The following is a 12,945-nucleotide window of genomic DNA, read 5'->3' on the forward strand; positions in this document are numbered from 1 at the left end:
CAGCCGAGCGGGCGTAGCCTCTGGGGGTGCGCTCGTATCTCGCCGTCGCCCTGGGCGGCCTCGTCGGCACCGGCCTCCGCCTCGCCTGCGACCTCGCGTTCCCGCACGCCGACGACGCGTTCCCGGTCGAGACCCTCGTCGTGAACCTCGCCGGCGCCCTCGCGCTCGGGTGGCTGGTCGGCGGCCTCTGGACCCGGCCGTCGACGCCGATGTGGCTGAAGGCGGGCATCGGCCCGGGGCTGCTCGGGTCCTTCACGACGCTCTCGGCCGTCACGGCGGCGCTCGTGGTGCTGGGTCGCGAGGGCGAGTGGCTGACGGCGGTCGCGTACCTGCTCGTGTCGGTTCTCGGCGGGCTCGCCGCCGCGGCAGCCGGGCTGCGCATCGGGTCGCTCATCGCGCATCGCCCCATGCCCACCGAGGTCACCGACGCGGGTGAGACCCTGTGACCGGCGCGCTCTCGCCCCTCGTGGTCGCCGCCGTGCTCGTCGCCGGGGCGGTCGGCGCGGTGCTGCGCTACGCGCTCTCGCGTGCTTTGCCGGTGCGACCGGGGCACCTGCCCGGCGGCATCCTCATCGTGAACGTCGTCGGCTCGGCGGTCGCGGGCGCACTCATCGGACTCGCCGAGCGCGCGGCGCTCGACGGCGACCTGCGGCTCGTGCTCGTCACGGGGTTCTGCGGCGGGCTCACGACGTTCAGCACGTGGAGCGTCGAGACCATCGAGCTCGTCGACGGCGGGCGCTGGCGCGCCGCGGCCCTGAACGTCGTCATGACGCTCGTGCTCGGAATCGCGGCCGCGGCCGGCGGCTACCTACTGGTCAGCTGACCCATCTGAACCACCCGGGCCTGCGCCGGGGCCGGCGCTCCTGCGGCGAGCGGCGACGATGAGGGCTGCGGCGAGGGCGAGGATGCCGAGCGCGCCGATGACGAATCCGGCGATGGTCCAGCCATCGGGCCCGGTCGCGGCGGTGTCCTCCGCCTGCTCGGACTCGCTCGTGGCTGCGCTGTCGACCGGGGCGTCGTCGTGCGGCGCCTCTTCGGTCCAGGTGCCGGTCGCATCGGCGCCGACGCCGAAGTCGATGGCGCCCTCGATCGGGTGGCCGTCGGACGAGACGACGCGCCAGCGCACCTGGTAGTCGCCCGCGAGGTCAGCGGGCAGCGCCGCCGTCACGTCGGACCCGGCGATCACCGGGGCGCCGACCTCGATCTCTTCACCGTGGTGGTCGACGACGACGACCGCCGTGCCCGCTTCGATGACGGCGCCCGAGAACGTGAGCGACACTTCGGCCGGAGCGGCGTCGAACACCTCACCGGGCTCGGGGCTCGACCCGATGAGCTCGTCATGCGCGAACGCGGGCGCGCCGCCCGCGAGGGTGATGCCGAGTGCGACGGCGAGCGCCGCGGCAGCGAGCGCCACCGCGCGCATGCGGGCTGCGGGGCTGGTGCGGGTCGCGGCGCGGGCGACGGCGGTGGGTGACGTGGGCATGACGAGAAGCCTCCTGAGGCGGGATGTCGAACGGATGTTCCGTGGTGGAGCCACGGGCGACGAGTTCGGTGCCAACATAGCAATCGCGCCTGAGTTGCCGCCGAACTCGGCGACGCGCACCCCCACTCCACCCGGCCTGAGTGGAAGCTACAGCATCGCCATAATCTGGCGCGCGATCATGCGACCGGCGCGGTTGGCGCCGATCGTCGACGCCTGCGGGCCGTAGCCGGCGAGGAAGACCCGGGGGTCGCTCCACGCCGCGCCCTGCCCGACGGTGACCCCGCCGGCCTTCTCGCGCAGCCTGAGCGGTGCCAGGTGCCGCAGCTCGGGCCGGAACCCCGTGGCCCAGATGATCGCGTCGGCACGGGCCATGCCCGATTCGTCGCCGTCCCACACGACGCGGTCGGCTTCGATGCGGTCGAACATGGGGCGTGCGACGAGCAGGCCGCGCTCGATGCCGGCGGCGATGCGGCGACTCTTCGGCACGCCGGTGCCGCTCACGATCGAGGGCAGGGCGCGGCCCGAACGCGCGGCCTCGTCTTGCATGGCCACGGCGGCCGACGCGCCTTCGAGGTCGAGCTCCTGCCGGTCGATCCAGTCGACCGGGCGGCGCGACACCCAGGTGAGCCCGGCCGCGACGTTCTCGAGCTCGAGCATGAACCCGATGGCCGATGTGCCGCCACCGACGACGACGATGTGCTGGTCGCGGAAGTCCTCGGCTTCGATGTAGTCGGAGGTATGCAGGTGCCTGCCGGCGAACTCACCCATGCCCGGGTAGAAGGGAACGAACGGAGAGCCCCACGTGCCGGTGGCGTTCACGAGGAAGCTCGTGACGATCTCGTGCTGCGGCGCGCGCTGGTTCGCCGGGGCCTCGAAGCTCTTGCGACGGCGACCGAACAGCCCGCGAGCCTTCAGCTCCTCGACCGGCTTCGGCGAGAGGTCTTCGTACCGCACGACAAGGTCGGCGCCCTCGTTCCCGACGGAGCGCACGTCGACCGGCCGGTGCACGCGAAGGTCGTAGTGCTGCTCGAACCTGCCGTAGTAGTCGGCGACGACCTCTTTCGCGGGGAGGTCGCGGTCGGCGGTGTCGAAGCTCAGTCCGAGCTCGGCCATGCCGGGCAGGTCGTTGACGCGGTGCGCCGTGCCGAGTCGCAACGACGACCAACGGTGCTGCCATGCGCCGCCGGCACCGGGTGCACGGTCGAGCACGACGAAGTCCTCGTCGGCGACGAGCTCGAAGCGACGCAGGTAGTACGCCACCGACAGCCCCGCCTGTCCTGCGCCGATCACCACGACCTTCGCGCGTGCAGGGGCGGGTATCACCTGACCATCTCAACATGGCTTGCTGTGTGCCCGCAGCACGATCGCTGCACGCGATTTCGGGGGTGTGGATACCACCGAAGGTGGCTCGGCGCGGTGCTAAACTGGCATCCGGACGAAATTCAACTATCAGATGAGCGCCGGGTGAAGACCATCCCACCCGGCCAGATGTCGTAAGGGGGTCACGCATGGGGCGCGGCCGTCAGAAAGCCAAGCACACCAAGGTCGCTCGCGAGCTGAAGTACTTCAGCCCGAACACCGACTACAACGCGCTTGAGCGCGAACTCACGAGTTCGCCGCATGACGATTACAGCGAAGAGGCGTCGAAGTGGGCGGAGTATGCCGCCGAAGACGACGACACCTACGTCACCGGCGACGAACAGCGCGAACAGCGCGCATAGCCTCGCTGATCGTCGCCGACCTTCCCTGCGCGTTCGCCGCACGCACCTGATCGTCTCGATCGGCTGATGACCCCGTCCGGGTCGGTGCGCCGCGGGCACGCACACGGTGCAGCACGCGTCGGGCACGCCTTCAGCGACCCCGGCACGCCTTCAGCGACCCCGCCAGGCGGCGGCGTCTTCGACGAACGCCTCGAGTTCGACGAGCGAGTTCGAGGGCGTCATCGCGCGCAGCACGATCTCATCGAGGTCGCCATCGACGTATTCGGCGAGCCTCGCCGCGTCGGTGATGGTCGCGTCGGCGGCGCGGAAGCCGAGGCGCTCGAAGTTCGCGGCGTAGGCCGGCACCGACTCGTACCGCCCGATCTCGCGATCGAGCACCGACCGCGCCGACTCGTCGACGATCGTGCGCACGTACAGCGTCGACCGCACGGAGTGCTGATCGTCCCGACCGGCCGCGTCGCGACGCAGCTCCCCCGCGGTGACGCGACCGGCCGCGGGCGTGAGCCAGTTCAGGAGCACCCCGTCGGCCTGCTCTGCCGCGAGGCGACGCATACGAGGGCCGAGCGCACCGACGATGATCTGCGCGTCGGTGATTCCCCGCAGGGCCGCGAGACCCGCGCCGACGTACTCGACGGGTCGGGTCGTCACCCTGCCCGCGCCGATGCCGAGCGCCAGCCGTTCGGCGGGCAGCCCGCTGAGATCGAGTGAGTCGACCGGCCGGCGGTCGATCGGGATCACCCCGGTGGCCAGGCCGAGCGTCGATGTCGCTCCGGCCGCGACGCGGAGCCCGGCGAGCGAGTCGCCGCCCGGCACGTCGTTGATCCACAGGGTCGCGAATCCGAGGCGTTCGATGCGCGGGGCGAGCGCGCGAACGACCTCGGGCGGAGTCGTGCCGATGATGCCGATCGAGACGGCTGAGCTCACGGGTCGGCCCGGTCAGCTCGCGTAGCCGCCGACGAGGCGCACGGCACCGCCGTCGACGCCCTTGGCTCCCTGCTCCCACCCGTCGAGGCGCCGTGCTGAGCCTGTCGAAGCATCGCGATCGCCGATCGTCACGGTTCCTGCCTGCCAGGCCGGCAGCCCGAGGCCGCCGAGTTCCGCGATCACGGATGCCGCTGCCTCGGCCGCGACGACGGCGAAGAACCCGATGCCGAGGTTCCAGGTGCCCTCCGCCGACTCGAGCGTCGTGCCGGCGAGGTCGTTGAGCACGCGGAACACCGGGGCAGGCGACCACGTCGAACGGTCGAGTTCGACCCACGAACCGCGGGGGAGCACGCGCGCGAGGTTCGCGGCGATGCCGCCTCCGGTGACGTGCGAGAGGGAGTGCACGGCATCGGCATGGGGGCCGGCGAGCAGCTGCACGAGGGGGCCGGTGTAGAGCCGTGTCGGCTCGAGCAGCGCCTCGCCCCACGTCGTCGAGAGGTCAGCTGCGGCATCCGTGTACCCGATGGCCTTGGTATTCAGGATGTGCCTGACGAGCGAGTAGCCGTTGGAGTGCAGGCCGCTCGACTCGATGGCGATCACCGCGTCGCCGTCGGCCACGCGCTCGGCACCGAGCAGGCGGTCGGCCTCGACGACGCCGACCGCGGCGCCCGCGACGTCGTAGTCGTCGGCGCCCATGAGGCCCGGGTGCTCGGCGGTCTCGCCGCCGACGAGGGCGGTGCCGGTGTCGGCGCAGGCGCGCGCGATGCCGGTGACGATCGTGGCGATGCGCTCGGGAACGACCTTGCCGCACGCGATGTAGTCGGTCATGAACAGCGGCTTCGCGCCGACCACGACGATGTCGTCGACGACCATGCCCACGAGGTCTTGGCCGATGGTGTCGTGCTTGTCGAGCGCCTGCGCGATCGCGATCTTGGTGCCGACGCCGTCGGTCGAGGTCGCGAGCAGGGGCTTCGCGTAGTCCTTCGCGAACGAGACGTCGAACAGGCCCGCGAACCCGCCGACCCCGCCGAGCACGTTCGGGCCGTGCGTGGCGGCGACAGCCTCTTTCATGAGTTCGACGGCCAGATCACCCGCGTGGGTGTCGACTCCGGCGGCAGCATACGACGAGTTCGAGGTCACGCCCCAAGCGTACCCGCGCGTCGCGCGGCGACATCCGCCCGCTCCCCGATGGAGGCGAGTAGAATTCCGGTATGTCCGGGGGCACACCGTCGTGGGTGATCCGTGAGAACGCGAGTCGCCCGGTGCTGCTCGCCCTGTACCTGCGCGAGGCGCTCGGCATCGCCTCGCCGGTCGAGTTGCCGAGGCTGCGCGACGTCGGCGCGGTCGGCGCCAAACTCGAGATCGACCAGCACGACCTGCTCGAGCGGCAGTGGCGCGCGTGGTGGGCGATGACCGTCGAGCCCGAGGCGCATCCGTCACCGGTACCGCTCGAACTCATCGAGGCGTACGACACCGAGGTGGCGCTGCCGGTGTCCGACGCCGAGGTGCTCGCCGCTGCGATCGTGCCGCACGCCGAGGCCGCACGGGCGTGGGCCGAGTGGGCGCACGAGGGCTACCGCAACGCGTCGGCCGCACGACGCGGCGACTCCTACCGCGCCTACGCCGGCACGATCGCCGAGCATGAACGCGAGGTCGGCCGCCGTGCCCACTCGTTCGAGCTCAACGTCGAGGTCGTGCCGTTCGCGGCGGTCGGGGTGTGGTGGATCGGTGCGATGAGCGTCGCGGTCACCGATTCACTGCGATCGGATGCCTCGGCGTTCGACGATGCCATCCACCCGATCATCGCCGAACTCGCGTAGTCGCCGGCGCGCTCATCTGGAGCCGACGCGGTCGATCGAGCAGCATGGATGCCGCGAGCAGCACGGTGCCGACGAGGGCGAGTCGCAGGTCGAGGAAGAACTGCATGACCGAGAACGGCGGGATGAACGCGAGCGCCGCAGCCACCACGACGGCCGCCGTCCGGGGGCGGCGGAATCCGTCGGGGACGGTCGCCGAAACCGCCTCGAAGCGCGCGAGCGGCACCGAGACCAGCCACACGACGCCGAGCACGACGACGAGCACCACGGGGCGGCTGGCCCACCAGGCCGCGCTCGCCGGCTCGGGAGCCGCGCCCGGTACGAGGAGCGTCAGCCCCGCGACGACGATGATCACCGGAAGGTGCCAGAGGTACACCGTCATGGCGCGGCTCCCGATGAAGAACACCGCCGCCTGGGCGACGCGAGACGACATGAGGGCCGAGAGTGGGGTGTGCAGCACGCTGAGCAGGCAGATCTGGGCGACGCCGAGCAGCATGAGCGGCGCGGTCGGCGGGTTCAGGTTCGTCAGCATGTCTGACGAGTACCAGCCCGCCTCGACGCCCGGCCACATGAGCAGATAGGCGGCGGCGGCGAGCCCGACGAGCTGTGGCGGCGTACGCCGGCGGAACCAGCAGTCGGCGTACCAGAAGCCCAACTGCTGCGCGAACCCCCAGACGAACACGAGGTTGAGCAGGCCCACGTCGACGACACCGCTCGAGACGCGGACGGCGTCCACGAGCACGGCTGCGGCGGCGAGCGAGGTCAGCGTCAGGCGCGGCGCCCGTCGATGCAGTCCGGCCAGCACGGGGACGAGGCATTGCACCAGGAGGAACGCGGCGAGGAACCAGAGCGGGGTACCGGCACCCGCCGCGACCGTCTCGACCAGCACCGGGTCGACCCGGGCAAGCGTCGCAGCGCCGAGCACGGCGGCGAAGAACGCGAACAGCGCGAGCGCGGGCATCGCGAGCCGCATCGTTCGGGCGCGGATGAAGTCGGCGGCAGTGCCGCCTCGCCGCTGGAGGCTGCGCCAGCTCGTCACCGCCGTGAAGCCGCCGAGGGCGAAGAAGAGCGGCATGATCTGCCCCACCCATGTGGCCGCGTCGAACCACGGCTGCGCCTCGAGCGGACGCGAGACCACGATCGCACCGGATGCATCGAGGCCGACGCCGATCATCATGAGGTGGATCACGACGACGAGGAGCACACAGGCCACGCGCGCGAGGTCGACGACGAGGTCGCGGCGGGCGAGGAGGGCGGCGCGGGCGTCAGGCATAGAGGACATCCTGTCGGTCGGCGACCGCTGAGGGAATACCCGCGCCGTGCCAGACTCGAGGGCATGAGCATCTGGTTCGGCGAGCCCTCGATCGACTGGGCGAACTCGCGTCGCGACGGCACCCTCCTCAACGAACTCGGCATCGAGATCACCGAGCTGACCGACGACTCGCTGAAGGGTCGCATGCCGGTCGACGGGCGCACACGCCAGCCTGGCGGGGTGCTGCATGGCGGAGCATCCGTCGCCCTCGCGGAGACGCTCGCGAGCTGGGGCGCGACGTTCACGGTCGACCCCGCAGCCAACTACTGCGTCGGCATGGAGATCAACGCGAACCACACGCGCCCCGTGGCCGAGGGCTGGGTGTACGGCGAGGCCAAGCCGCTCACGCGCGGGCGCACGACGCAGGTGTGGGAGATCAAGGTCACCGATGAAGCGGGCAAGCTCGTGTGCATCTCGCGCTGCACGATGGCGGTGCTCGCGAGGCCGTCGGAATACTGACGCCGTGAAGCCGACGCCGTGAAGCCATTCGTCCTTCTCGCCACGCGTGCCGAGGACCAGCCTGCCGACGAGGAGTACGCGCTCTTCCTGCGCAACTCCCGACTCGACGAGCGCGATCTCATCCGGGTACGGCTCGAGGCGGCGCCCATGCCGCGGCTCGACCTCGACGCCCTTTCGGGCATCTTCGTCGGCGGTGGCCCGTTCAACGCCTCCGACCCGCCCGAGCAGAAGACACCGGTGCAGCACCGGGTCGAGGCGGAGTTCGGCGCGCTCCTCGACGAGGTCGTGGCCCGGGACTTCCCGTTCCTCGGTGCGTGCTACGGCGTCGGTACCGTCGGCGTCCACCAGGGTGCCGTGATCGACCGCACCTACTCCGAGCCGATCAGCGTCGTTCCGGTCACGCTGACCGACGCCGGGGCATCCGACCCGATCCTCGCGGCGTTGCCCCCGACGTTCAACGCCTTCGTCGGACACAAGGAGGCCATCACCGCACTGCCCGGCACGGCCACCCTGCTCGCGTCGTCGCCGACCTGCCCGGTGCAGATGTTCCGCGTGGGTGCGAACGTGTACGCGACGCAGTTCCACCCCGAGCTCGATGTCGACGGCATCACCGTGCGCATCCACGCCTACGCCGACCACGGCTACTTCGCCGCCGACGAGCTCGAGGCGACCCTGGCCGCGGTGCGGCGAGCGCCGGTGTCGTACCCGAGCCGAATGCTCCGGAACTTCGTCGAGCGCCACGCCCGGTAGCGGGGGCATCCGCTCAGCTGAGCACGAGGTCCCGCTCAGGCGGCTCACACGCGCGCGTGTGGGAGGATGGATCGTCCAACTCGGGCGCATCACCACACCCCCCACGAGGAGCCATCGCTCGAATGTGCGGCATCGTCGGCATCGTCTCCACCGAACCCGTCAACCAGCAGATCTACGACAGCCTGCTGCTGCTGCAGCACCGCGGTCAGGACTCGACGGGCATCGCCACGGCCGACGGCCCCGTCTTCCACATGGCGAAGGCCCGGGGCCAGGTGCGCGAGGCGTTCCGCACCCGTGACATGCGCTCGCTCATCGGCGACATGGGACTCGGTCACGTTCGCTACACGACCAAGGGCGCGGCCGAGCGTGAAGAAGAGGCGCAGCCGTTCTACGTGAACGCGCCGTACGGCATCATCCTCGTGCACAACGGCAACCTGACGAACACGCGCGAGCTCTCCGGCGACCTGTTCTCGATCGACCGCCGTCATGTGAACTCCACGAGCGACACCGAGATGCTGCTCAACGTGCTCGCCACCGAACTGCAGGGGCAGATCAAGGGACTCGAGCTCGACCCCGACCAGGTGTTCGAGGCCGTCTCCCAGGTGCACGAGCGGGTCGAGGGCTCGTACGCGGTCATCGCGATGATCGCGGGCTACGGTCTGCTCGCGTTCCGCGACCCGTTCGGCATCCGCCCGCTGATCCTCGGTCGTCGCATGACGAAAGCCGGCAAGCCCGAGTGGATCGTGGCCTCCGAGTCGCTCGTGCTCGAGAACGGCGACTACGAGATCGTGCGCGACGTCGATCCCGGCGAGGCGATCTTCATCACGCTCGACGGCGAGATGATCTCGCGCCAGTGCGCGACGAACCCGCGGCTGGTGCCGTGCTCGTTCGAGTACGTCTACCTCGCGCGCCCCGACTCGGTCATGAACGGCATCTCGGTCTACGAGGCGCGCCTGCGCATGGGCGACCGGCTGGCGACGACCATCGCGACCCACATGAGCAAGGGCGACATCGACGTCGTCATGCCCATCCCCGACTCGTCCCGCCCGTCCGCGATGCAGGTCGCGCAGAAGCTCGGCATCGAGTACCGCGAGGGCTTCTACAAGAACCGGTACGTCGGCCGAACGTTCATCATGCCCGGCCAGTCCGAGCGCAAGCGGTCGGTGCGCCAGAAGCTCAACGCCATGGGCACCGAGTTCAAGGGCAAGAACATCCTCATCGTCGACGACTCGATCGTGCGGGGCACGACGTCGCAGCAGATCGTCGAGATGGCCCGCGCGGCCGGCGCCAACAAGGTGACGTTCACGTCGGCGGCTCCCCCGGTGCGGTTCCCGCACGTCTACGGCATCAACATGCCGAGCCGGCAGGAACTCATCGCCCACGGGCGCAAGATCCCCGAGATCGCCCGCGAGCTCGGTGCCGACCACATGATCTACCAAGAGGTCGCCGACCTGCAGGCCGCGATCACCCAGGGCACCTCGATCGAGCAGCTCGACATGTCGTGCTTCACCGGCGACTACGTCACCGGCACGGTCACCGAGGAGTACCTCGAGTGGGTCGAGAAGACCCAGCTCAGCTGAGCCGCCGCCGCGGCGTCGGGGCATCCGCGGTCGGCGTCACGTTGGAGGCACCGAATTCGTTGGCTCGAACGGGTTCGGGCGCGCGAACGCGAGTGCTGAGCCGCTTGCGCGGCGTCACGCCTATTCGTCGATGTGATGCGTCGACGAGTGCTCGGCGACGACCGATTTCGCCCGACGGGCGGTCGCCCGGTCGATGAGCAGTGCCACGACGGCGCCGAGCGCCGCGCCGATGACGCCGCACAGCAGCAGCAGGAAGCCGAACACCTGACCCCGGTCGAAGTCGAGCCCGAGCTCGGGCGCGGGTTCTCCTGAGAACGAGAAGGTGAGGATGAGCGCGACGATCGCGCCGACGACGACACCGAGCGCGATGAAGCGCCCGAAGCGGGGTGCCCGCCGCACGGTGACCGTGTCGTTGACGACATCGGTCTCGACCTCGTCTTCGCGGACGACGAGGATGTCGTCGTCGGTAGGCTCGGACGGCCGGGCGGGGTTCTGCGGATCGCTCACCCCTCCATTGTCCCGCATCCGCGGGGCGGGGCGCACGCTTACGGGTCATCCGGCATGCAGCCGCGTCTTGCCGTCAGGCGCGGCTGACGTTCATCCGATCGCGATGATCACCGAGAGCACGGTGAGCACGATCGCGACGGGCGTCGCCGTGTACCGCTCGGGCTTGCTGCGCGAGATGGCGTTGAGTGCGATGCCGAGGGCGAAGTAGGCGGCGATCACCCATGCGGCCACGTCGACCACGATCTCGGGCAGCACCATCTGCACGAGCCCGGCCTTCATCAGGAATACCCAGGCGAACACGGCGTACAGCGCGATCGCGACGACGCTCCCGACCCGCTTGCGCGCCGGCAGCACCCGATCCGCGCCACCCCAAGCGAAGTGACCGAGTGGAGCGCCGCACACCAGCGCGAGCTGGAACACTGCGAGCGCGCCGAGGAGGACGCAGATGAGAATGGCGGCGATCGACGTGAGCGGCACCGTGCGAGCGTATCGTCCGCCGCGACGTCGCGGAAGTGCACGAAGCCTCGGCGGTGCGACGGCGTGTCGAGCGGTGACACTCCGCCAGGCAGCCAGAACCTTCTCTGTTCGGCTCGGCCGCTCTCAGACGATCGGCAGCAGCCCGCTGAGGTCGGCACGCTGGCCCGAAGCCTGCACCCGGCCGGCGGCGCGCGCGTCGCCCCAGGAGAGCGCGCCGGTGGCGAGCGCCAGCCAGGTCGAGGCATCGGTCTCGATCACGTTCGGCGGCGTGCCGCGCGTGTGCTTCGGACCCTCGACGCACTGCACGGCGGCATACGGCGGCACCCGCACCTCGACGGTGCCGCCGGGCGCCAGCTCGGCGAGCACCTGCAGCGAGTACCGCACGGCGAGCGCGAGCGTCGTGCGATCGACGGCGATGTCCTGAGGCTCTCGAAGGGATGCCGCGACATCGGCGCTCCCTTCGGCGACGGCTCGCACCACCCCGAGCGCCGCCCGTCCGACCTCGTCGTTGATCCTCGCGCGTGCCATGACTCCATCATCCCGGAATCCGAAAGACGGTAGCCTGAGTCGGTGAGAATCCTCGTCCTCGGCTCGGGCGCGCGCGAGCACGCCATCATCCTCGCGCTCCTCGATGAAGAGGCCGGCCACGAGATCATCGCGGCACCGGGCAATGCCGGCATCGCGGCTTCCCACACCTCGTCGGCACGCGGCAGCGTGATCACCATCGCGCTCGACCCGACCGACCCGGTCATCGTCGCCGACTACGCGCTCGACAACGACATCGAGCTCGTCGTCATCGGGCCCGAGGCGCCCCTCGTCGCGGGTGTGGCCGACGCCCTGCGCCCCCGCGGCATCGCCGTGTTCGGCCCCGGCAAGGCCGCGGCGGCACTCGAGGGATCGAAGACCTTCGCGAAACGCATCATGGAGGTGGCGGGCGTGCCCACCGGTCGTGCGACGCTGGCCGACACCATCGACGAGGTCGGCCGCACGCTCGACGAGTTCGGCGCTCCCTACGTCGTGAAGGCCGACGGCCTGGCCGCGGGCAAGGGCGTGCTCGTCACCGAAGACCGCGACGCCGCCCTCGCGCACGCCGCCCATTACCTGCAGCAGGGCCCGGTGCTCGTCGAGGAGTTCCTCGATGGTCAAGAGGTCTCGCTCTTCCTGCTCTCCGACGGCACCCACGTGCTGCCGCTCTCGCCCGCGCAGGACTACAAGCGCCTGCGCGACGGCGATCAGGGGCCGAACACCGGCGGCATGGGCGCCTACTCGCCGCTGCCGTGGCTCGGCGACGCGGTCGACGGTCGCGGCGGCCGGTTCGGCAGCGAAGACGCGTTCGTCGACGAGGTCATCGAGACCATCGCGCTGCCCACGGTGCGCCGACTCGCGCACGAGCAGACTCCGTTCATCGGACTGCTCTATGCGGGCCTGATCCTCACGTCGCGCGGCATCCGCGTCATCGAGTTCAACGCGCGCTTCGGCGACCCCGAGACGCAGGTCGTGCTGCCGCGCCTCGAGACGCCGCTGTCGGGCCTGCTCTTCGCGGCCGCGACGGGCCGGCTGGGCGGGCTGCCGCGGCCGAGTTTCCGACCGGATGCCGCGGTGACGGTCGTGCTCGCGAGCGAAGGGTATCCCGAGGCCCCCGAGACGGGGCGCGCCATCGAGGGGCTCGAGGCTGCAGCATCCGTGCCCGGTGTGCACGTCGCCCACGCGTCGACCGCGATCGGCGCGATGACCGAGCCGCACCCCCACCCGCCGCTGCTCGCGACGGGCGGGCGGGTGCTCAACGTCGTCGCCGTCGGCAAGGACTTCGCCGAGGCGCGGCGGCGGGCCTACGAGGCGCTCGGTCACGTGCGGCTCGACGGCGGCCAGTACCGCACCGACATCGCCGCGCGCGTCACCGAATAGGGTCGTCGGG

Annotated in this window: 16 protein-coding genes; 8 read left to right on the forward strand and 8 right to left on the reverse strand. The window is 70.7% G+C overall.

Features of this window, described 5'->3' with window-relative positions; translation table 11 throughout:
* The first annotated feature begins 26 nt into the window (after positions 1-26).
* Together LSF15_RS13195 and crcB are read left to right on the forward strand one after the other, a co-directional pair.
* A complete protein-coding gene (locus LSF15_RS13195) occupies positions 27-446 on the forward strand; it encodes a fluoride efflux transporter FluC (RefSeq protein WP_232499004.1) in 420 nt (139 codons plus the stop codon).
* On the forward strand, positions 443-823 hold the full coding sequence (gene crcB, locus LSF15_RS13200; RefSeq protein ID WP_232499005.1) for a fluoride efflux transporter CrcB: 381 nt from the start codon (positions 443-445) through the stop codon (positions 821-823). The genes LSF15_RS13195 and crcB overlap by 4 nt, the downstream gene beginning before the upstream one ends.
* Here the strand turns inward: crcB and LSF15_RS13205 are convergent.
* Both LSF15_RS13205 and LSF15_RS13210 read right to left on the reverse strand, forming a co-directional pair.
* Complete coding sequence (locus tag LSF15_RS13205; RefSeq protein ID WP_232499006.1) at positions 809-1,483, reverse strand: copper resistance CopC family protein; 675 nt, start codon at positions 1,481-1,483, stop codon at positions 809-811. The two genes, crcB and LSF15_RS13205, sit on opposite strands and share 15 nt — an antisense overlap.
* Positions 1,484-1,630: 147 nt before the next feature.
* Entirely contained in the window at positions 1,631-2,806 is a 1,176-nt protein-coding gene (locus tag LSF15_RS13210) for an FAD-dependent oxidoreductase (protein WP_232499007.1), read from the reverse strand.
* A 185-nt stretch (positions 2,807-2,991) separates the two neighbouring features.
* Here LSF15_RS13210 and LSF15_RS13215 point away from each other — a divergent pair, with 185 nt between their 5' ends.
* Complete coding sequence (locus LSF15_RS13215) at positions 2,992-3,204, forward strand: DUF3073 domain-containing protein (RefSeq protein WP_232499008.1); 213 nt, start codon at positions 2,992-2,994, stop codon at positions 3,202-3,204.
* A 150-nt stretch (positions 3,205-3,354) separates the two neighbouring features.
* Here the strand turns inward: LSF15_RS13215 and LSF15_RS19075 are convergent, their stop codons facing one another.
* Positions 3,355-4,128 carry an LLM class flavin-dependent oxidoreductase gene (locus LSF15_RS19075; protein ID WP_232499009.1) on the reverse strand — a complete coding sequence of 258 codons (774 nt, stop codon included), beginning with the start codon at positions 4,126-4,128 and terminating at the stop codon, positions 3,355-3,357.
* Between the two features lie 12 nt (positions 4,129-4,140).
* The gene (gene purM / locus LSF15_RS13225) at positions 4,141-5,268 is read right to left on the reverse strand and encodes a phosphoribosylformylglycinamidine cyclo-ligase (protein WP_232499010.1); all 1,128 of its coding nucleotides are present in this window, start codon (positions 5,266-5,268) and stop codon (positions 4,141-4,143) included.
* Between the two features lie 71 nt (positions 5,269-5,339).
* Between purM and LSF15_RS13230 the strand changes: the two genes are divergently transcribed.
* Entirely contained in the window at positions 5,340-5,948 is a 609-nt protein-coding gene (locus LSF15_RS13230; RefSeq protein WP_232499011.1) for a zinc-binding alcohol dehydrogenase, read from the forward strand.
* Here LSF15_RS13230 and LSF15_RS13235 read toward each other — a convergent pair.
* Entirely contained in the window at positions 5,929-7,218 is a 1,290-nt protein-coding gene (locus LSF15_RS13235; RefSeq protein WP_232499012.1) for an acyltransferase family protein, read from the reverse strand. The two genes, LSF15_RS13230 and LSF15_RS13235, sit on opposite strands and share 20 nt — an antisense overlap.
* A 63-nt stretch (positions 7,219-7,281) precedes the next feature.
* On the opposite strand from LSF15_RS13235, the gene LSF15_RS13240 reads away from it, so the two are divergent.
* From LSF15_RS13240 to purF, 3 genes are all read left to right on the forward strand, one after another.
* Entirely contained in the window at positions 7,282-7,716 is a 435-nt protein-coding gene (locus LSF15_RS13240; RefSeq protein WP_232499013.1) for a hotdog fold thioesterase, read from the forward strand.
* Positions 7,717-7,734: 18 nt separating this feature from the next.
* Positions 7,735-8,466, forward strand: a complete 732-nt coding sequence (locus LSF15_RS13245) for a glutamine amidotransferase (protein ID WP_232499014.1) — start codon at positions 7,735-7,737, stop codon at positions 8,464-8,466.
* A 122-nt stretch (positions 8,467-8,588) separates the two neighbouring features.
* Entirely contained in the window at positions 8,589-10,046 is a 1,458-nt protein-coding gene (purF, locus tag LSF15_RS13250) for an amidophosphoribosyltransferase (RefSeq protein ID WP_232499015.1), read from the forward strand.
* A gap of 120 nt (positions 10,047-10,166) precedes the next feature.
* On the opposite strand, the gene LSF15_RS13255 is transcribed toward purF, so the two are convergent.
* The 3 genes from LSF15_RS13255 to LSF15_RS13265 form a co-directional block, all read right to left on the reverse strand.
* On the reverse strand, positions 10,167-10,553 hold the full coding sequence (locus LSF15_RS13255) for a potassium transporter Trk (protein ID WP_232499016.1): 387 nt from the start codon (positions 10,551-10,553) through the stop codon (positions 10,167-10,169).
* Between the two features lie 90 nt (positions 10,554-10,643).
* Entirely contained in the window at positions 10,644-11,030 is a 387-nt protein-coding gene (locus tag LSF15_RS13260; RefSeq protein ID WP_232499017.1) for a hypothetical protein, read from the reverse strand.
* 123 nt (positions 11,031-11,153) lie between these two features.
* Positions 11,154-11,558 carry a sterol carrier family protein gene (locus LSF15_RS13265; protein ID WP_232499018.1) on the reverse strand — a complete coding sequence of 135 codons (405 nt, stop codon included), beginning with the start codon at positions 11,556-11,558 and terminating at the stop codon, positions 11,154-11,156.
* Between the two features lie 42 nt (positions 11,559-11,600).
* Here LSF15_RS13265 and purD point away from each other — a divergent pair, with 42 nt between their 5' ends.
* Positions 11,601-12,935 (forward strand): phosphoribosylamine--glycine ligase, encoded by a 1,335-nt coding sequence (purD, locus tag LSF15_RS13270; RefSeq protein ID WP_232499019.1) that lies wholly within the window; start codon positions 11,601-11,603, stop codon positions 12,933-12,935.
* The last annotated feature ends 10 nt before the right edge of the window (positions 12,936-12,945 follow it).

The organism is Agromyces humatus (assembly GCF_021228295.1).
Classification (GTDB): domain Bacteria; phylum Actinomycetota; class Actinomycetes; order Actinomycetales; family Microbacteriaceae; genus Agromyces; species Agromyces humatus.